Origin of the sequence: Kitasatospora sp. NPDC056273 (genome assembly GCF_042268845.1) — a bacterium.
GTDB lineage: Bacteria > Actinomycetota > Actinomycetes > Streptomycetales > Streptomycetaceae > Kitasatospora.
Map to the genome: position 1 here is coordinate 17,091 of NZ_JBHJSJ010000077.1, position 17,541 is coordinate 34,631.

The 17,541-nt window shown below is 73.5% G+C and carries 17 protein-coding genes; 14 read left to right on the plus strand and 3 right to left on the minus strand.

Annotated features, from left to right (window positions below):
- The first annotated feature begins 130 nt into the window (after window positions 1-130).
- The 8 genes from lepB (at window position 131) to ACFCY1_RS38070 (ending at window position 7,611) form a co-directional block, all read left to right on the plus strand.
- The gene (gene lepB / locus ACFCY1_RS38035) at window positions 131-883 is read left to right on the plus strand and encodes a signal peptidase I (RefSeq protein WP_082345436.1); all 753 of its coding nucleotides are present in this window, start codon (window positions 131-133) and stop codon (window positions 881-883) included.
- Window positions 884-995: 112 nt separating this feature from the next.
- Window positions 996-1,469 carry an NUDIX hydrolase gene (locus ACFCY1_RS38040; protein ID WP_049650392.1) on the plus strand — a complete coding sequence of 158 codons (474 nt, stop codon included), beginning with the start codon at window positions 996-998 and terminating at the stop codon, window positions 1,467-1,469.
- 55 nt (window positions 1,470-1,524) lie between these two features.
- A complete protein-coding gene (locus ACFCY1_RS38045; protein WP_030056781.1) occupies window positions 1,525-1,851 on the plus strand; it encodes a DUF2469 domain-containing protein in 327 nt (108 codons plus the stop codon).
- A gap of 168 nt (window positions 1,852-2,019) precedes the next feature.
- Window positions 2,020-2,523 carry a YraN family protein gene (locus tag ACFCY1_RS38050; RefSeq protein ID WP_079271927.1) on the plus strand — a complete coding sequence of 168 codons (504 nt, stop codon included), beginning with the start codon at window positions 2,020-2,022 and terminating at the stop codon, window positions 2,521-2,523.
- 1 nt (window position 2,524) lies between these two features.
- Complete coding sequence (locus tag ACFCY1_RS38055) at window positions 2,525-4,240, plus strand: YifB family Mg chelatase-like AAA ATPase (protein ID WP_117489673.1); 1,716 nt, start codon at window positions 2,525-2,527, stop codon at window positions 4,238-4,240.
- Window positions 4,237-5,433, plus strand: a complete 1,197-nt coding sequence (gene dprA, locus ACFCY1_RS38060; RefSeq protein WP_117489675.1) for a DNA-processing protein DprA — start codon at window positions 4,237-4,239, stop codon at window positions 5,431-5,433. Before ACFCY1_RS38055 ends, dprA begins: the two co-directional genes overlap by 4 nt.
- Before the next feature lie 374 nt (window positions 5,434-5,807).
- Entirely contained in the window at window positions 5,808-6,827 is a 1,020-nt protein-coding gene (whiG, locus tag ACFCY1_RS38065; protein ID WP_375877488.1) for an RNA polymerase sigma factor WhiG, read from the plus strand.
- Between the two features lie 199 nt (window positions 6,828-7,026).
- A complete protein-coding gene (locus ACFCY1_RS38070) occupies window positions 7,027-7,611 on the plus strand; it encodes a TetR/AcrR family transcriptional regulator (RefSeq protein ID WP_117491975.1) in 585 nt (194 codons plus the stop codon).
- Window positions 7,612-7,680: 69 nt separating this feature from the next.
- Here the strand turns inward: ACFCY1_RS38070 and ACFCY1_RS38075 are convergent, their stop codons facing one another.
- A complete protein-coding gene (locus ACFCY1_RS38075; protein WP_375877489.1) occupies window positions 7,681-8,367 on the minus strand; it encodes a murein hydrolase activator EnvC family protein in 687 nt (228 codons plus the stop codon).
- Between the two features lie 665 nt (window positions 8,368-9,032).
- On the opposite strand from ACFCY1_RS38075, the gene rpsB reads away from it, so the two are divergent.
- From rpsB to rlmN, 6 genes are all read left to right on the plus strand, one after another.
- On the plus strand, window positions 9,033-9,926 hold the full coding sequence (gene rpsB / locus ACFCY1_RS38080; RefSeq protein WP_375877490.1) for a 30S ribosomal protein S2: 894 nt from the start codon (window positions 9,033-9,035) through the stop codon (window positions 9,924-9,926).
- Window positions 9,927-10,055: 129 nt separating this feature from the next.
- A complete protein-coding gene (tsf, locus tag ACFCY1_RS38085) occupies window positions 10,056-10,895 on the plus strand; it encodes a translation elongation factor Ts (protein ID WP_074001524.1) in 840 nt (279 codons plus the stop codon).
- Between the two features lie 261 nt (window positions 10,896-11,156).
- Entirely contained in the window at window positions 11,157-11,921 is a 765-nt protein-coding gene (pyrH, locus tag ACFCY1_RS38090; RefSeq protein ID WP_030056790.1) for a UMP kinase, read from the plus strand.
- 98 nt (window positions 11,922-12,019) lie between these two features.
- Complete coding sequence (gene frr / locus ACFCY1_RS38095; protein WP_049657639.1) at window positions 12,020-12,577, plus strand: ribosome recycling factor; 558 nt, start codon at window positions 12,020-12,022, stop codon at window positions 12,575-12,577.
- Window positions 12,578-12,861: 284 nt separating this feature from the next.
- On the plus strand, window positions 12,862-14,091 hold the full coding sequence (locus tag ACFCY1_RS38100) for a phosphatidate cytidylyltransferase (protein ID WP_375877491.1): 1,230 nt from the start codon (window positions 12,862-12,864) through the stop codon (window positions 14,089-14,091).
- An 83-nt stretch (window positions 14,092-14,174) separates the two neighbouring features.
- Window positions 14,175-15,275 (plus strand): 23S rRNA (adenine(2503)-C(2))-methyltransferase RlmN, encoded by a 1,101-nt coding sequence (rlmN, locus tag ACFCY1_RS38105; protein WP_074001525.1) that lies wholly within the window; start codon window positions 14,175-14,177, stop codon window positions 15,273-15,275.
- Window positions 15,276-15,308: 33 nt separating this feature from the next.
- Here the strand turns inward: rlmN and ACFCY1_RS38110 are convergent, their stop codons facing one another.
- Both ACFCY1_RS38110 and ACFCY1_RS38115 read right to left on the minus strand, forming a co-directional pair.
- On the minus strand, window positions 15,309-16,460 hold the full coding sequence (locus tag ACFCY1_RS38110; RefSeq protein ID WP_074001526.1) for a hypothetical protein: 1,152 nt from the start codon (window positions 16,458-16,460) through the stop codon (window positions 15,309-15,311).
- Between the two features lie 60 nt (window positions 16,461-16,520).
- Complete coding sequence (locus tag ACFCY1_RS38115) at window positions 16,521-17,276, minus strand: ABC transporter ATP-binding protein (protein WP_049651896.1); 756 nt, start codon at window positions 17,274-17,276, stop codon at window positions 16,521-16,523.
- Window positions 17,277-17,541 lie beyond the last annotated feature (265 nt).

Sequence of the window (17,541 nt, forward strand, 5' to 3'; positions counted from 1 at the left end):
CCCCGGCTCTTGCGCGGGCCGTGGTACCGACGAGTAATCTGCTCGGACGTGCCACGGCCCGCCGGCGTTTCCGCCCGTGCCTCCGGCGTGCCAGTGGTGTTCTCCGGTCGGCCAGAGGTGGACGGTGTCGATGAGCAGTGTCGTGGAGCAGACGGCCGACCACCCGACCGCGCCCGCCCGTGCGGGCCGTCGGCCCGCCGCGGTGCTGCAGGGCGTCGCCCTGGCGCTCGGGCTGGTGCTGATGGTCGGCGGCTTCGCGCTGATCGCGATCGACTACCGGCCGTACAAGATCCCCACCGCCTCGATGCACCCGACGCTGCGCGTCGGGGACACCGTGCTCGCCCGCAAGGTCGGCGGCGGCGACATCGGGCGGGGCGACGTGGTGGTCTTCCGGGACCAGGCCTGGGGCGGCGAACTCATGGTCAAGCGGGTGGTCGCGGTCGGCGGGGACACCGTCGCCACCAGCGGGGCCGATCACCGGCTGACGGTCGACGGGCAGCCGGTGGACGAGCCCTACCTCGCGACGCAGGGCGGCCAGGGCCAGCCGTTCAGCGTGACGGTGCCGCAGGGCCGGCTGTTCCTGCTCGGCGACAACCGGGTGGGCTCGCTGGACTCCCGCACCCACCTGGAGGTGGACGGCGGGACCGTCCCGGCCGAGGCCGTCGAGGCCAGGGTCGAGGCCACCGTGCTGCCCTTTGGCCGGACGGGCCTGCTCGACCGGGTCACGGACTTCGACGGCTTCGCGGGCCCGAAGGCCTCGCAGCCGGGGCCGCTGGAGCCCTCCGCCTACGCCGCCGTCGCGGGCGCGGCGCTGATCCTGGTGACTTCGGCGGTGGGCGGGGCGGCGGGTCTGGCCCGCCGGCTCCGGGGGCGCAGCTCCTGAGCGGGGCCGTCGCCCCGCGGGCCGCTCTGCCGAACATCGCCCCGGACGACCGCGCCGGGTGGCAGGATCGGTAGCGCCACCGATGCGAACGGAAGGAGCGTGGAGCGCCGCCATGACAGCACGGCGCCGCAGAGCGGCGCGGATCCTGCTGCTGGACGGGCTGGACCGCATCCTCCTCTTCCTGGGGGCCGACCCGGCCACTCCGGGGGAGACGTGGTGGTTCACGCCCGGGGGAGGCTTGGAGGCGGGGGAGGACGTGCGGGAGGCCGCCGAGCGGGAGCTCGCCGAGGAGACCGGCCTGCGGGGTGTGGACCTGGGGCCCTTGGTGGCGTACGGCACGGTGTCGTTCTCCTTTCAGGGACAGCGCTACGAGCAGGAGCAGTGGTTCCACCTGGCCCGGACCACGGAGACGGTGCTGGACCACTCGGGCATGGGCGCCGACGAGCACGCCCAGTTGCTCGCGGCGCGTTGGTGGACGGTCGAGGAACTGAGGGGGACCGCCGAGACGGTCTATCCGGTCGGTCTGGCGGACTTCCTGGAGCGGCTGCTGGTCGAGGGCCCGCCGGTGGATCCGGTACGGCTCTGACCGTGGGTGCGGTGGTCCACAATGGGTGGACGTGACAAGTTGAGGGGACGCCTGGATGAGTGCCGAAGATCTCGAGAAGTACGAGACCGAGATGGAGCTCAAGCTCTACCGGGAGTACCGGGACGTCGTCGGCCTGTTCAAGTACGTGATCGAGACCGAACGACGGTTCTACCTCACCAACGACTACGAGCTGCAGGTGCACTCGGTCCAGGGCGAGGTGTTCTTCGAGGTGTCGATGGCGGATGCGTGGGTCTGGGACATGTACCGGCCGGCCCGGTTCGTCCGCAAGGTCCGGGTGCTGACCTTCAAGGACGTGAACATCGAGGAACTCGCGAAGAGCGATCTGGAGCTGCCCTCGGACGAGTCCGGCTTCGGGAACTGACGTTGGACGACTCCGTCCCGCGTTGTCCAGCCGAATTTCGCGGGAACGGGGCTTCTCACCCCTGCGGGTGACAGGAGTTGTCCACAGGTCCGAGTTATCCACAGGGAACGGGAATTCCCGGGCCTCGCCGTGCGCGTTGGGGCAGCCTCCTCGGCGGAGGTGGTCACCATGCAGCACACCGTCGTGCAGGACCAGGCCGTACCGGACACGGCCGCAGCCGGGAAAGCCCCGCGGGCGATCCCGGACCGCAGCACCAGGAACGGGCTCGGCCGGTACGGGGAGCGGGTCGCCGCCCGCCGCCTCGCGGAGGCCGGGCTCCGCATCCTGGACCTCAACTGGCGCTGCGCCGAGGGCGAGCTGGACATCGTCGCCCTCGACGGCGACACCGTGGCGGTCTGCGAGGTGAAGACCCGCTCCGAGCGGGGTTTCCAGCAGCCCACCGAGGCCATCGACCGGGCCAAGGCCGCCCGGCTGCAACGCCTGGCCGAGCGCTGGATGGCCGAGCGCTGGCCCGATCACTTCGCCCGGCTGGCCGGCCCCGGCTACGACCCGGGGCCCACCGATCCGCAGTGGCCTCCCGCCCCACCGGGCGGGGTGCGGATCGACCTGGTCGCGGTGGTCAATCGGGCGCGGGGTGCGGCCCTGGTCGACCACCTGCGGGGGGTGGTCTGAGATGGCCTTCGCCCGTACCTGTTCCGTCGCGCTCGTCGGCGTCGACGGAGTGATCGTCGAGGTCCAGGCCGATCTGGAGCCCGGGGTGGCCGCGTTCACCCTGGTCGGCCTGCCCGACAAGGCGCTCACCGAGGCCCGCGACCGGGTCCGTGCCGCGGTCGTGAACAGCGGCGAGGCCTGGCCGCAGCGGAAGCTGACGGTCGGTCTCAGCCCCGCCTCGGTGCCCAAGAGCGGCAGCGGCTTCGACCTCGCGGTGGCCTGCGCCGTGCTGGCCGCCGCCGAACGGCTCGACCCCTCCGCGATCGCCGACCTGCTGATCATCGGCGAGCTGGGGCTGGACGGCCGGGTGCGGCCGGTCAGAGGGGTGCTGCCGTCGGTGCTGGCCGCCGCCGACGCCGGGTACCAGCGGGTCGTGGTCGCCGAGCAGACCGCACCCGAGGCCTCGCTCGTCCCCGGGGTAACGGTGATCGGCGTCCGCAGCCTGCGCCAGCTCGTCGCCATCCTGACGGGCGCGGCGGCACCGGAGGAGCCGCCCGATCCGATCGGGGGCAGGCCCGATCCGCTGATGGCCGGCCTGATGCTGCCCAGCGCCGGCGTGCGGGGCCTGCCCGACGACAGGGCGGCCCGGCTGGACATGGCCGACGTGGCGGGCCAGTACGAGGCCCGACGGGCGCTGGAGATCGCCGCGGCCGGAGGGCACCACCTCTACCTGAAGGGCCCGCCGGGCGCGGGCAAGACGATGCTGGCGGAGCGGTTGCCCGCGCTGCTCCCGCCGCTGACCCAGAAGGAGGCGCTGGAGGTCACCGCCGTCCACTCGGTGGCGGGGCTGCTCCCGGCCGGGCGCCCACTGATCGACACCGCGCCCTACTGCGCCCCGCACCACTCCACGACGATGCCGGCCATCGTCGGCGGCGGCAGCGGTATGCCGAGACCGGGAGCGGTCTCGCTGGCCCACCGGGGCGTGCTCTTCCTGGACGAGGCACCGGAGTTCCCGGTCCGGGTGCTCGACGCGCTGCGCCAGCCGCTGGAGTCGGGCGAGGTGGTGATCGCCCGCTCGGCCGGATCACTGCGGCTCCCGGCCCGCTTCCTGCTCTGCCTGGCGGCCAACCCCTGTCCGTGCGGCCGGTACTCGCGGCGGGGCGAGGGCTGTGAGTGCACCCCCGCCATGGTCAGCCGCTACCAGGGGCGGCTCTCCGGGCCGCTGCTGGACCGGGTCGACCTCCAGGTCCAGGTGGCCCCGGTGACCAGGGTCGAGCTCATGGAACGGGACACCACGGCGGAGACCACCGAGACCGTCGCGGCCCGGGTGCTGGCCGCGCGGGAGCGGGCGGCGGCCCGGCTGGCGAACACCCCGTGGCGGACCAACGCGGAGGTCCCGGGCCACGAGCTGCGCACCCGCTGGCAGCTCACGGCCGGCGCACTCAACGACGCCGCACGGCAGTTGGAGCGGGGGCTGCTGACCGCCCGGGGCCTGGACCGGGTTCTCCGGGTCGCCTGGACGGTGGCCGACCTCGCCGGCCGCGACCGGCCGGACCAGCGGGACGTGCGCACCGCCCTGGTCCTGCGCACCGGGGTGGAGCACGGACTGCCGCTGACCGAGCGGGTCTTCGGGCGGCTCGGCGGAATCCCGGCCCAGCGCGCCAGCCCGGACGGCGACTTGTCCGGGGAGCCCGAGACGCCTGACGAGCGTTCGCGAAACCAGAAGGGTGAGGCATGAACCAGTTGCTGAGGCAACCTCGAATTCCCGGTGGTTCCGATGCCGGGCCCGGCCCCGGGGCCACCACCGAGACCGAGCCCGAACGCCTCGCCCGGGTGCTGCTCGGCCGACTCAGCGAGCCGGGGGACGCGGTGGTCGGTCGATGGCTCGCTCAACTTCCCGCCGTCGACGTGGTGAAGGCGATCCGGGACGGGACGGTGCCAGACCACCCCGGACTGGACGCCACCCGACTGTCCGGGTACCAGGCGCGGCTCCCGGGGCTGGACCCGCGGATGGACCTGAAACGGGTACGGGACGTCGGTGGGCGGTTCATCATTCCGGGGGACACGGAATGGCCCAGCCAACTCGACGACCTGGGTGACGGACGCCCGATCGGGCTCTGGGTGACGGGCACCGGCTCGCTGCGGCTGCTCGCGCTCCGCTCGGTCGCGATGGTGGGCTCCCGCGCCTGTACGGCCTACGGCGCCCACGTCGCGGGGGAGCTGTCCGCCCAACTGGCCGAACGCGGCTGGGTGGTCGTCTCCGGAGCCGCCTACGGGATCGACGCGGCCGCGCACCGCGGGGCGCTCGCGGTCGGTGGGACGACCGCCGCCGTACTCGCCTGCGGTGTCGACGTGGCCTATCCCAAGGGCAACGCCGAACTGATCCGGCGGATCGGCGTCCAGGGCCTGCTGGTCAGCGAACTCCCGCCCGGGGAACACCCGAACCGCTTCCGCTTCGTCCTCCGCAACCGGGTCATCGCGGCGCTCACCCGAGGGACGGTGGTGGTCGAGGCGGCAGTGCGCAGCGGCGCCCTGAGCACAGCCCGACGGGCGCGGGACCTCAACCGCCACACCATGGGCGTCGCAGGCCCGGTGACCTCGGAACTCTCCGCCGGGGTGCACGCCCTGATCCGCAGCGGCGGTGCCACCCTGGTCACCGACGCGGCCGAGATCACCGAGCTGATCGGGGCGATCGGGGAGGACCTCGCGCCGCAGCGCAGCGGCCCGGTGCTCCCGCGCGACCTGCTGGAGCCGGCGGTGGCCCGGGTGCTGGAAGCCGTGCCGGCGACGGCGGAGGGCGCGCCGGTCGAGCGGCTGGCCCGGCAGTCCGGCCTCCCGCCGGACGAAGTCCTGCAACGGCTCTACGAGCTGGGGTCGCTCGGCTACGTGGAGCGGCACGGCGCGCACTGGCGCGTGGTGCGGAGGAGGTGAGCGCTGGGACCGGGAACACGTTTGGGTAGAGGGAACGCATGTCGGATCCGCCCGGCTGACCTGCCGATCCGGTTCTGCTGTCCGTCGCCCGGATCCGGTGTGCGAACGCCACCGGATCGGGGGACGACCGAGTGGCGGTAGCGCTTTGCAGTGAGTTGGTCACGCTACGCTCCACATGCCTTCCCTATCAGCACATGACTCGGCAGAACGGCGCAGACCAACGCATGCCCACACACATTCCCGGACACAGAGTGACCGGTGGCGCTCGGTCCTCGGGAGGGCCGCGGACCGAGCGGCGCCCCGCGTCCGACTACCCGTCCAAGTCGGCGGGGACGATGGGAGGCCTGTCCCGCCAGGGCGGGCGGCCGACGGTGGTGCCCCAGCCTACGGATGCGGCCCGGGGTGCCGAGCCGGCCCCGGGCGCCGGCGCGGCCGACCTCGACGGCGCGCCTGTCGGGGCGCCCGCCGGTGTGCCCCCCGGCGCGGTCGCGGCCGGCGCGCCCCGGCCGCCCGGCAGTGCGCCGGCCCGGGGCGCCACCTCTCCGGCGCTCGCCTCGCCGGTGTCCCCGCTCCGCCGGGAGAAGGCGGCGGACGGCGGCCAGGGGCAGGATGTCCGGGAGGTCGCGGCCCAGGGGCGCACCGCCCTCGAAGAGCTCTGGCGCTCCTACAAGGAGACCGGGGACCAGCGGCTGCGGGAGCAGCTGATCCTCCACTACTCACCGCTCGTCAAGTACGTGGCGGGGCGGGTCGGGGTCGGCCTGCCCTCCAACGTCGAACAGGCGGACTTCGTCTCCTCGGGGGTCTTCGGGCTGATCGACGCGATCGAGAAGTTCGACATCGACCGCGCCATCAAGTTCGAGACCTACGCGATCAGCCGCATCCGGGGCGCGATCATCGACGAGCTGCGCGCCCTGGACTGGATCCCGCGCTCGGTGCGGCAGAAGGCGAAGGCGGTCGAGCGGACGTACGCGACGCTGGAGGCCCGGCTGCGCCGGACGCCGCACGAGCCCGAGGTCGCGGCCGAGATGGGCATCGCGATCGAGGACCTGCACGCCATCTTCAGCCAGCTGTCGCTCGCCAACGTGGTCGCGCTGGACGAACTGCTCCACCCGGTGGGGGAGGGCGGCGACCGGCTGAGCCTGATGGACACCCTGGTCGACCACGGTGCGGACAACCCGGTCGAGGTGGCCGAGGACCGCGAGCTGCGCAGACTGCTGGCCCAGGCGGTCAACACCCTCCCCGAGCGGGAGAAGACGGTGGTGACGCTCTACTACTACGAGGGCCTCACCCTCGCCGAGATCGGGCAGGTGCTGGGGGTGACGGAGAGTCGGGTGAGTCAGATCCACACCAAGTCCGTCCTCCAGCTGCGCGCCAAGCTGTCGGACATCCGGTAGGGCGCCGACGACAAGGGCGCTGGCAGCCGGGGACCGACAGCAAGGGCGCCGGCAGCGAAGGTGCCGGCCGGAGGGGTGTCTGCCGTCGGTCGTCAGAAGCCGGTCGCCGGGCCCGGGCCCCGTTCCGATGCGCGGCGCCGTACCGGCCGGAGGTAGGGCTCCGTACAGTGGGACCGTGCCGAAGATCCGAGCGGCCACGGTGGCCGAGCATCGCCAGCTCCAGCGGGCAGCCCTCCTCGATGCTGCCCGCATCCTGCTGACCGAGGGTGGCATGGAGGCCCTGACCTTCCCCGCGCTCGCGGCGCGCGCCGGGCTGGCGCGCTCCTCGGTCTACGAGTACTTCCGCTCCCGCGCCGCCGTGGTCGAGGCGCTCTGTGAGGTGGACCTCCCGCTCTGGGCGGCCGAGATCGAGGCCGGGATGGCGAGCTGCGACACCGCCGTCGAGCGGATCGAGGCCTACGTCCGGGGCCAGCTGGCACTGGCCGCCGACCCCCGGCACCGCGCGGTGGTGGCGATCTCGGCGCTGGAGCTCGACGAGGCCGCGCGTGAGCGGATCAGGGCGGCGCACGGCAGGCTGGCCGGTCTGGTCGGCCGGACGCTGGAGGAACTCGGCCACGAGCAGCCCCGGCTCGCCGCGGCCCTGGTCCAGGGCGTCGTGGAAGCGGCGACCCGCAGGGCCGAGCAGGCCGCGACCGGGGGCCGCGCCGGCTGTGCGACCGAGAGCCCCGAGGAGATCGCCGACGCCGCCGTCGCGATGGTGCTGCGCGGGCTCGTCCGCGCCTGAGCCCGGCTCCGGGCCTGCCCTCGGCCCCGGCCCCGGCCCTGACCCGCACCCCACCCCCGGCCCGGCGCCCTACCCGTCCCCGCCGTCCAGTGGCAGCAGCCGGGCCGTGCCCGCGCCGAAGAGGGCCAGCGGGTCGAGGTAGCGGCTTCCGCGCAGCAGCCCCCAGTGCAGGCAGTCGCGCCCGGCGCAGTGCCGCCCGTCCGGAGCGAGCAGTCCGATCGCCTGTCCGGCGGCTACCTGGATGCCGACCGGGACGGTGCCGGTGACGGGCAGATAGGTGGTCCGGAGCGGGGGAGAGCCCGAGCCCGGGTGGGAGACGGTCACCACCGGCCGTCCCGCCACCGGCCCGGAGAACGTGACCACTCCGGGAGCCGCCGCCCGGACCTCCGCCCCGGGTGCGGCGGCGAGGTCCACCCCCCGGTGCCCGGCGGCCCAGACCTTCGGCGGCGGCTCGAACCGGCCCAGCACCCCGTCCGGCCCACCCACCGGCCAGGCCCGCGCACCACCCCGCCCGGCCTCGCCGCCCGGGCCCGGGACGCCGACCGCACCGACGGCACCGACGGCACCGAAGCCTCCCCAAGCCCGTGAGGCTCCTGAGACGCCCGAGGCATAGGAAGCCCCCGGCACCGCGAGCACGACCACGAGCACCACCGCCACCCACAGCGACAGCACCCCGTGAGCCCGCCGACCGGCCCGACCCACCTGGCCCACCCCGATCACCCCGATCACCCCACCGAACCACCCGCGACCAGTCATGCCCGCAGGCTCGCCCCCGCGCCGCCCCCGCACCACCCACATCCGGATTCCTGTGGACAAACCGCCCCCACGCCCGAGCGCCATCCCCCGGGCGGGTGTACGGGCGCCGCCATCCGGTGTACAAACGGCATACCGGCGACGGACCCGGGGCAGGCGGTCGACCGACCCGCGTCCGCCCCCGCACCCGCCTCCGCGCCCACGCCGAGCTCCACCTCCGACTCCACCCCCGGCCGCCCCGCGCGACCCGCCCCGACCCCGCCGCCGCCCCACGGGAACGCTGCCGCAGCCCCACCGGAACCCGCCCACCCCGGCCGTTCCCCGGGCTCCTCCCAGGTCCTCGGCGGGCCCCCGGCCACGCGTGGAGTCGCCCGCCCCTCGGCGCTTCCCGTACACTTCACACGCGACCCGGTCCGCCGGGTCGACTTCGCACGCCCCGCCACCGGCGGCCGGACGCGGTTCGTCCGCAGCCCCGCCAGGTGCGAGTGCCGCTCGGTCCGCCGAGCCCGACCGGCCCCCGGGCCGGAAGGGTGGTAGCGGCTCGGCACGTTCGGGGCGTCAGGCGTGGCTGTCACCTGGCCGCCACGGACAAACCGAGACTGACCCGGCTGTGGGCTATCGCTGCGACGCAGTGCCGCTGCCGGGCCGTAACACCAAGGAGTACGGCAATGGCCGTCGTCACGATGCGGGAGCTGCTGGAGAGCGGCGTCCACTTCGGTCACCAGACCCGCCGCTGGAACCCGAAGATGAAGCGCTTCATCATCACCGAGCGCAACGGCATCTACATCATCGACCTCCTGCAGTCGCTGAACTACATCGACCGCGCCTTCGAGTTCATCAAGGAGACCGTTGCCCACGGCGGCAGCGTCCTCTTCGTCGGCACGAAGAAGCAGGCCCAGGAGGCCATCGCCGAGCAGGCCACCCGCGTGGGCATGCCCTACGTGAACCAGCGCTGGCTCGGCGGCATGCTGACCAACTTCTCGACCGTCTACAAGCGCCTTCAGCGTCTGAAGGAGCTCGGCGAGCTGGACTTCTCGGACGTGGCCGGCTCCGGTCTCACCAAGAAGGAGCTCCTGGTCCTCCAGCGCGAGCACGACAAGCTGGAGAAGACCCTCGGCGGTATCCGCGACATGCAGCGCGTTCCCAGCGCCGTCTGGATCGTGGACACCAAGAAGGAGCACATCGCGGTCGGCGAGGCCCGGAAGCTCAACATCCCGGTCGTCGCCATCCTCGACACCAACTGTGACCCGGACGAGGTCGACTACAAGATCCCGGGCAACGACGACGCGATCCGCTCCGTCACCCTGCTGACCCGCGTGATCGCCGACGCCGTGGCCGAGGGCCTGAAGTCCCGCGCCGGTGTCGCCAAGGGCGACGCCAAGGCCGAGCCGGGCGCCGACCAGCCGCTGGCCGCCTGGGAGAAGGACCTCATCGAGGGCGAGAAGAAGGCCGAGGAGGCCCCCGCCGAGGCCGCCGCCGAGGCCCCCGCCGCCGAGGCCCCCGCCGCCGAGGAGGCCGCTGTCGAGGCCCCCGCCACCGAGGCGCCGGCCGAGCAGGCCTGACGTACCAAGGGTGAGGGGCACCGGCCGGTACGAAGCCGGCAGGTGCCCCTCTCTCCCGCGCCGGGACCGAACCAGCGGTCCCGGCGCATCCCCACGCAGACACGCGAGACGCGAGAAGAGATTCACACCATGGCGAACTTCACCGCCGCGGACGTCAAGAAGCTCCGTGAGCTCACCGGCGCCGGCATGATGGACTGCAAGAAGGCCCTGGACGAGGCCGAGGGCAACGTCGAGAAGGCCGTCGAGCTCCTGCGCATCAAGGGCCAGAAGGGCGTTGCCAAGCGCGAGGGCCGTGACGCCTCCAACGGCGCCGTCGCCGCGCTCATCGCCGAGGACAAGAAGTCCGGCGTTCTGGTCGAGCTGAACTGCGAGACGGACTTCGTCGCCAAGGGTGACAACTTCGTCCAGGTCGCCGACGCCATCGCCGCCCACGTCGCGAAGACCGCCCCGGCCGACCTGGACGCCGCCCTGGCTTCCGAGATCGAGGCCGGCAAGACCGTCCAGCAGTTCGTCGACGAGGCCAACGCGACCCTGGGCGAGAAGATCGTCTTCCGTCGCTTCGCCCAGTTCGACGGTGACGGCTTCGTCGCGGTCTACCTCCACAAGACCAGCCCCGACCTGCCGCCGGCCGTCGGCGTCCTGGTCGAGCTGGACAAGGAGAACGCCGAGGTCGCCAAGGACGTCGCGCAGCACATCGCCGCCTTCGCGCCGAAGTACCTGTCCCGCGAGGAGATCCCGGCCGAGGAGCTCGAGAACGAGCGCCGCGTCGCCGAGGCCACCGCCCGCGAGGAGGGCAAGCCGGAGGCCGCCCTGTCGAAGATCGTCGAGGGCCGCGTCACGGGCTTCGTGAAGGAGAACTCCGTCCTGGAGCAGGCCTTCGCGAAGGACAACAAGAAGACCGTCGCCAAGGTCCTCGAGGAGAACGGCGTCGCCCTCAAGCGCTTCGCCCGCTTCCGCGTCGGCGCCTGAGCCACGTTCCACCTGGTCCCCGGCCCCCTTACGCTGGGAACCGCCCCCGCCCGCTGACCGGGGCGGGAGGAACGCCGAACGGGCTCACCCCGCGCCTACCGCCAACGGGCGGGCTCGCGTCGGCACCATGAACGACGAGGAGGCCATTGCCGTGCAGGACACCGAACCGGTTCCCGCGGCAGTGGCCTCCTCGCGTGTACGCGCAGGCCGGGCATCCGCACACCCGCGTCTGTGACCAGTAGGTGCAAAAAGGAGAAGTCCATGCAGGAGACGCAGGAGACCGCGCAGGACCCCAAGGCCGGCTCGCGCCGCCGGGTGCTGCTCAAGCTGTCCGGTGAAGCCTTCGCCGGTGGTGGCGGGCTCGGCGTCGACCCGGACGTCGTGCACGCGATCGCCCGGGAGATCGCCACCGTCGTCCGTGCCGGTACCGAGGTCGCGGTGGTCATCGGCGGCGGCAACTTCTTCCGGGGTGCCGAGCTCCAGGTCCGCGGCATGGACCGGGCCCGCTCCGACTACATGGGCATGCTCGGCACCGTCATGAACTGCCTGGCGCTGCAGGACTTCCTGGTCAAGGAAGGCATCGAGACCCGGGTCCAGACCGCCATCACCATGGGCCAGGTCGCCGAGCCGTACCTGCCGCTGCGGGCCGTCCGGCACCTGGAGAAGGGCCGCGTGGTGATCTTCGGCGCCGGTATGGGCATGCCGTACTTCTCCACCGACACCACGGCCGTCCAGCGCGCCCTGGAGATCCACGCCGACGTCCTGCTGATGGGCAAGAACGGCGTGGACGGCGTCTACGACTCCGACCCGCGGACCAACCCGGACGCGGTCAAGTTCGACGCGCTGGAGTACTCCGAGGTCATCGCGCGCGACCTCAAGGTCGCCGACCTCACCGCGATCACGCTGTGCAAGGACAACAACCTGCCGATGCTGGTCTTCGAGCTGCTGGCGGAGGGCAATATCGCGCGTGCGGTGAAGAGTGAGAAGATCGGCACACTCATCAGCCAGGATTCTGTCCGGGCCTGAGCAGCAACCAGCCGTACGGGACGGCGTCGGCGCCGTGACCGGCCGCCGCGCCGACACCGGTCGGGACAACAGCAGATGAACCGGACAGGGAGACCACAGTGATCGAAGAGACCCTCCTCGAGGCCGAGGAGAAGATGGAGAAGGCCGTCAGCGTCGCCAAGGACGACCTCGCGGCCATCCGCACCGGCCGCGCGCACCCGGCGATGTTCGCCAAGATCGTCGCGGAGTACTACGGCGCCGTGACGCCGATCAACCAGCTGGCCTCCTTCTCGGTGCCGGAGCCGCGGATGGCGGTCGTCTCGCCGTTCGACAAGACCGCGCTGAAGGCCATCGAGCAGGCGATCCGCGACTCCGACCTGGGCGTCAACCCGTCCAACGACGGCTCGATCATCCGCGTGGTGCTGCCCGAGCTGACCGAGGAGCGCCGCCGGGAGTTCATCAAGATCGCCCGCACCAAGGGCGAGGACGCCAAGGTCTCGATCCGCGCCGTGCGCCGCAAGGCCAAGGACGCGATCGACAAGCTGGTGAAGGACGGCGAGGTCGGCGAGGACGACGGCCGCCGCGGCGAGAAGGAGCTCGACGACACCACGGCCAAGTACGTGGCCCAGGTCGACGAGCTGCTGAAGCACAAGGAAGCCGAGCTGCTCGAGGTCTGATGAACGACGCCCCTGACGCCCCCGGCTACTGGGGCCCGTCCGACCAGCAGTTCCAGCCCTACCGCCCGGCGCCGCACCCGCAGGCCGCCCCTGTCCCGGCCCACCCGGCGCCGGGGTACGGCGCGCGGCCTGCGGCGCCGGCCCCGGGACATCCCGGTCACCCGGGCGGCCATGCCGTGCCCCCGGGCACGCCGGGCGTCCCTCCGGGAGCGCCGGGCCTCCGTTCGGATCAGCCGCAGCAGCCTCCGGTGTACTGGGGCGGCGACGCGGAGGAGACTCAGGTCATGCCTCCCGTACCGGCCGAGCCCGGCCCGCCGCCCGGCACGCCCGACCACGGTCGGTCGGCCGGCCGCGGTCGGCCCGCGGCCCACGGGCGGCCCGCCACCGGTGGCCCGGCCGACCCCGCCGAGGGGCAGGCCCGGGGGGCCGGTCGGCTGAGCGGCCCGCTGTTCCGGGACGAACAGCCCGAGCCGGCGCCGCCGGGCGTCACGGAGACGGTCGTGCTGCGCGCGATATCCGACGACGCCGCCCCCGCCCCCGCCCCCGGTCACGGCACCCCGCCGCACCCGGGGGCACCGGTGCATCCCGCGCCGCCGGCGAACCACCTGGCGGCCGGGCAGCCCCGCTTCGTGCCGTCGTCCCTCCCAGGGCAGGAGACACCCGTGGCCGCCCAGCCCGCCCCGCAGCCGCAGCCGCGCAAGCAGCGCGGTGGCCGTAACCTCCAGGCCGCCATAGGCGTGGGCGTCGGCCTCGGTGCGGTGATCATCGCCTCGCTGTTCGTGGTGAAGGCGCTGTTCCTGGTCGTCGTGATGGCCGCGGTCGCGGTCGGCGTCTGGGAGCTGACCAGCCGGCTCGCCGAGCGCAAGCAGATCAAGGCGCCGCTGGTCCCGCTGGTCGTGGGCGGCATCGCGATGGTCGCCACCGGCTACTGGTCCGGCATCCAGTGGGCCGCCGCCTCGCTCGCGCTGACCGGGCTGGCGGTGATGGTCTGGCGGATGGCCGAGCCGCCGGAGGACTACCTGCGGGACATAACGGCAGGCGTGTTCACGGCCTTCTACGTGCCGTTCCTGGCCACCTTCGTGGCGATGATGCTGGCGGCCGACGACGGCCCCCAGCGGATCGTGCTCTTCCTGATCGTGACGATCTGCAGCGACACCGGCGCCTACGCGGTGGGCTACAAGTTCGGGAAGACCAAGCTGGCCCCGACGATCAGCCCGGGCAAGACCCGCGAGGGCCTGGCCGGCGGCATCGGCCTGTCGATGCTGGCGGGCGCGCTGCTGATGGAACTGATCATCGACGGCGGCAGCTGGTGGCAGGGCCTGATCCTGGGCGGCTGCGCGGCGGTCACCGCGACCCTGGGCGACCTGGGCGAGTCGATGATCAAGCGCGACCTCGGGATCAAGGACATGGGCACGCTGCTGCCCGGCCACGGCGGCATCATGGACCGGCTGGACTCGCTCCTGCCGACCGCCCCGGTGGTCTGGCTGCTGCTGGCGGCCTTCGTCGGCAGCTGACCCGCCCGGGCGGGACGTACGAGGTGAGGGCCCCGGACGCCTGGCGTCCGGGGCCCTCGCGCGTCTGCGACACTGGAACAACCATGCCTAAGCCCGGAGAACTCACCTTTGTCGCGCCGCGCGGCGCCAAGCCCCCGCGACACCTCGCCGACCTGAGCCCCGCCGAGCGCAAGGAGGCCGTCGCCGAGCTGGGCGAGCAGCCGTTCCGCGCCAAGCAGCTCTCCAACCACTACTTCGGCCGGATGTCGAACGACCCGGCGAGCTGGACGGACATCCCCGCCGCCAGCCGGGAGAAGCTCACCGGGAGCCTGCTGCCCGAGCTGATGTCGGTGGTCCGGCACGTCTCCTGCGACGACGACGCCACCCGCAAGACGCTCTGGAAGCTGTTCGACGGCACGCTCGTGGAGTCCGTGCTGATGCGCTACCCGGACCGGGTCACCATGTGCATCAGCTCGCAGGCCGGCTGCGGCATGAACTGCCCGTTCTGCGCCACCGGCCAGGCCGGTCTGACCCGCAACCTGTCCACCGGCGAGATCGTCGAGCAGATCGCCTCCGGGATGCGCGCGCTCAAGGCGGGGGAGATCCCCGGCGGCGAGGCGCGGCTGTCCAACGTGGTCTTCATGGGCATGGGCGAGCCGCTGGCCAACTACAACCGGGTGCTGGCCGCGATCCGCCGGCTGACCGACCCGGCCCCGGACGGCTTCGGCCTGTCCCAGCGCGGCATCACGGTCTCCACCGTCGGCCTCGTCCCGGCGATGAACCGGTTCGCCGACGAGGGCCTCAGCTGCCGTCTGGCGCTGTCGCTGCACGCCCCGGACGACGAGCTGCGCGACGAGCTGGTCCCGGTGAACACCCGGTGGAAGGTCGCCGAGGTGCTGGACGCGGCCTGGAACTACGCGGAGAAGTCCGGCCGCCGGATCTCCATCGAGTACGCGTTGATCAAGGACATCAACGACCAGGCCTGGCGGGCCGACCTGCTCGGCCGGCTGATCAAGAACCACCGGGTGCACGTCAACCTGATCCCGCTGAACCCGACCCCGGGTTCCAAGTGGACGGCCTCCCGGCCCGAGGACGAGCGCGAGTTCGTCCGCCGCCTCCAGTCGCACGGCGTGCCGACGACCGTCCGCGACACCCGCGGCCAGGAGATCGACGGCGCCTGCGGCCAGCTCGCCGCGGCGGGCTAGGACAGGAGCCGGGCGCCAGGCGCGCGGCGCGGGTCAGCGCAGGCCGGCGGCCGCCAGTGCGGCGGTCGCCCCGCCGGTCAGCAGCAGTGTGCTGCCCACCGCGAGGGTGCGCAGCGCGACCGCGCCGAACAGCAGCCGGGGCGAGGTGCCGAGGCGCAGCAGCGCGTCGGTGACCTCCCGGCGGTCGGTGCGGACCTCGGCGAGCCGGGTGACCACCGCGGCGGCCGCGCAGCCGAGCACCAGGCAGGCCTCGACCGCGGGCAGCGCGTCGGCGCTGTCGGGCGTGCCGATCCAGTAGCGGACGGTGGTGAGCACCAGCGCGACGGCGAGGGTGAGCACGGCCAGCGGTGCGCCGAGCCGGCGGGCTTGGGCGGTGAGCCCGCGCCCGGCCAGCAGCCGCAGCGGGGTGGGCCGTCCGACGGCGAGCAGCCGCCCGGCCCAGCCCAGCAGCGGGCCGGTGAGCAGGGCGAGGCCGAGCGCGCTGGCGGCCCAGCCGCCGAGGGCGGCGGTGCTGGTGCTGCCGAGCCCGGCGGGCAGGTGGATCGGGCGGCCGTCGGCGGCGGCGCCGGGGCGCAGGGCGATGAGTTCGAGCGCGGCGCCGATGACGCCCAGTCCGGTCGCCAGGGCGATCCGCCAGACACCGAAGCCGGTCGGGGCCTGGGTGCGGCCGCCGGGCAGGGTCTCGGTGACGGGCACCGCGCAGGCGGCGGCGGTGCCGGCGGTGAGCGGGACCAGGGCGAGCAGGGCGACCGGTGCGGCGGCCGGCAGCGGCACGCCCATGCCGAGGTCGGGGGCGAGCCCGGGCCCGGCGACGTCGTTGCGCAGCACCAGGAAGGCCAGCAGGGTCAGCACGCTGCCGAGGGTGGAGGCGAGCGCGACCTCGCCGGCGATCAGCGTCCGGATCCGGTGGGAGCCGGCCCCGGCGGCGGTGAGGCCGGCGATCCGCTCGGGCCGCCGGGCGGGCACCGCGCGGGCGGCGACGGCCGCGAACCAGGCGACGGCGGCGAGCGGGGGCAGGCACCAGAGCAGCCGGGCCAGCGGGCCGGCGCCGCCGGCCGGGTCGCTCATCGCCCGGCCGAGGGAGCGCAGCAGGAAGGCGGCGACCACGGCGGCGGCCAGCGCGGTGAGCAGCCAGCGGCCGAGGTCGGGCACCCGGTAGCCCCGGGCCAGACGGAGATAGAACACGTCGACTCTTTCAGCGGCTCGGCGGCGTTCGGTGGCTCGGCGTTCGGCGGCCCGGCGCCGTCAGCGGCGGGTGGCCGTGACGGCGGGCGCCCCGTTGGCCCCGGGGGCGGTGGTGCCGCGGGGGACGGGGGCGACGGGGGCGGTGAGCCGTCCGTCGACGAGGGCGACGGCGCGGTCCGCGAACCGGACGAGTTCGGCGTCGTGGGTGGCCAGGACGAGGGTGAGCTGGTGGGACCGGGCCGCGCTGGTCAGTATCCGCATGACCTGGTCGGCGGCCTCGCGGTGCAGCGGGGCGGTGGGGTCGTCGGCGAAGACCACGGGCGGCAGCGGGGCCAGGGCGCGGGCGACGGCGACCCGCTGGCGCCGGCTCTGGACCAGCCGCTCGGGGCGCAGCCGGGCGCAGTCGCCGACGTCGAGGCGTTCCAGCCACTCGTCGGCGGCGGTGTAGGCGGCCTTGTTGCCGGCCCCGGCGAGCAGCAGCGGCAGGGCGACGTTCTCCCGGGCGGTCAGTTCGGGCACCAGGTGGGGCTCCGAGCCGACGAAGCCGAAGCGGTCGCGGCGCAGCCGTTCGCGGCCGGCCCGGGCGAGGGTGTGCACGGGGGCGCTGTTGAACCAGACCTCGCCCTCGTCGACCGGGAGCTGCGCGGAGAGGCAGCCGAGCAGGGTGCTCTTGCCGGAGCCGCGCGGGCCGGTGACGGCGAGCACCTCGCCCTCGCGGACGCCGATCGAGATGCCGCGCAGGGCGGGGGTGCCGTCATGGGACTTGACGATCCCTCGGGCCCACAGCACGTCGTTGTCAGGCGGTGCCGCTGACATGAGGATCCATCCTGGGTGGCCGCAGGGATATGACAGTCGTCAGATTAGAACGAGGGGGCCGGGTCGCGGTTGCGGCGCACTGGTCCATCACGGGCAAATCACCCGCATTCAGGCATGTTTGGTCGTACGACTGTGATGTTGAGCGGACCGGGGACGCCGAAGGGCGGCCCCGCGGGGGGGGGGGGGGGCCCGGGGGGGGGGGGGGGGGAAAAAGCAGACGGGGAGACAAAAAAGACCCCCCCCCCGGGTTGGGGGGTGTCATAAA

Excerpts from the sequence above, each read along its gene's own strand:
- pyrH (WP_030056790.1), top strand. The coding sequence starts at position 11,157 with ATGCAGGAGACGCAGGAGACCGCGCAGGACCCCAAGGCCGGCTCGCGC.
- ACFCY1_RS38075 (WP_375877489.1), bottom strand. The coding sequence starts at position 8,367 with ATGACTGGTCGCGGGTGGTTCGGTGGGGTGATCGGGGTGATCGGGGTG.
- ACFCY1_RS38040 (WP_049650392.1), top strand. The coding sequence starts at position 996 with ATGACAGCACGGCGCCGCAGAGCGGCGCGGATCCTGCTGCTGGACGGG.
- rpsB (WP_375877490.1), top strand. The coding sequence starts at position 9,033 with ATGGCCGTCGTCACGATGCGGGAGCTGCTGGAGAGCGGCGTCCACTTC.
- ACFCY1_RS38115 (WP_049651896.1), bottom strand. The coding sequence starts at position 17,276 with ATGTCAGCGGCACCGCCTGACAACGACGTGCTGTGGGCCCGAGGGATC.
- lepB (WP_082345436.1), top strand. The coding sequence starts at position 131 with ATGAGCAGTGTCGTGGAGCAGACGGCCGACCACCCGACCGCGCCCGCC.
- ACFCY1_RS38100 (WP_375877491.1), top strand. The coding sequence starts at position 12,862 with ATGCCTCCCGTACCGGCCGAGCCCGGCCCGCCGCCCGGCACGCCCGAC.
- ACFCY1_RS38045 (WP_030056781.1), top strand. The coding sequence starts at position 1,525 with ATGAGTGCCGAAGATCTCGAGAAGTACGAGACCGAGATGGAGCTCAAG.
- rlmN (WP_074001525.1), top strand. The coding sequence starts at position 14,175 with ATGCCTAAGCCCGGAGAACTCACCTTTGTCGCGCCGCGCGGCGCCAAG.
- ACFCY1_RS38050 (WP_079271927.1), top strand. The coding sequence starts at position 2,020 with ATGCAGCACACCGTCGTGCAGGACCAGGCCGTACCGGACACGGCCGCA.
- dprA (WP_117489675.1), top strand. The coding sequence starts at position 4,237 with ATGAACCAGTTGCTGAGGCAACCTCGAATTCCCGGTGGTTCCGATGCC.
- ACFCY1_RS38055 (WP_117489673.1), top strand. The coding sequence starts at position 2,525 with ATGGCCTTCGCCCGTACCTGTTCCGTCGCGCTCGTCGGCGTCGACGGA.
- tsf (WP_074001524.1), top strand. The coding sequence starts at position 10,056 with ATGGCGAACTTCACCGCCGCGGACGTCAAGAAGCTCCGTGAGCTCACC.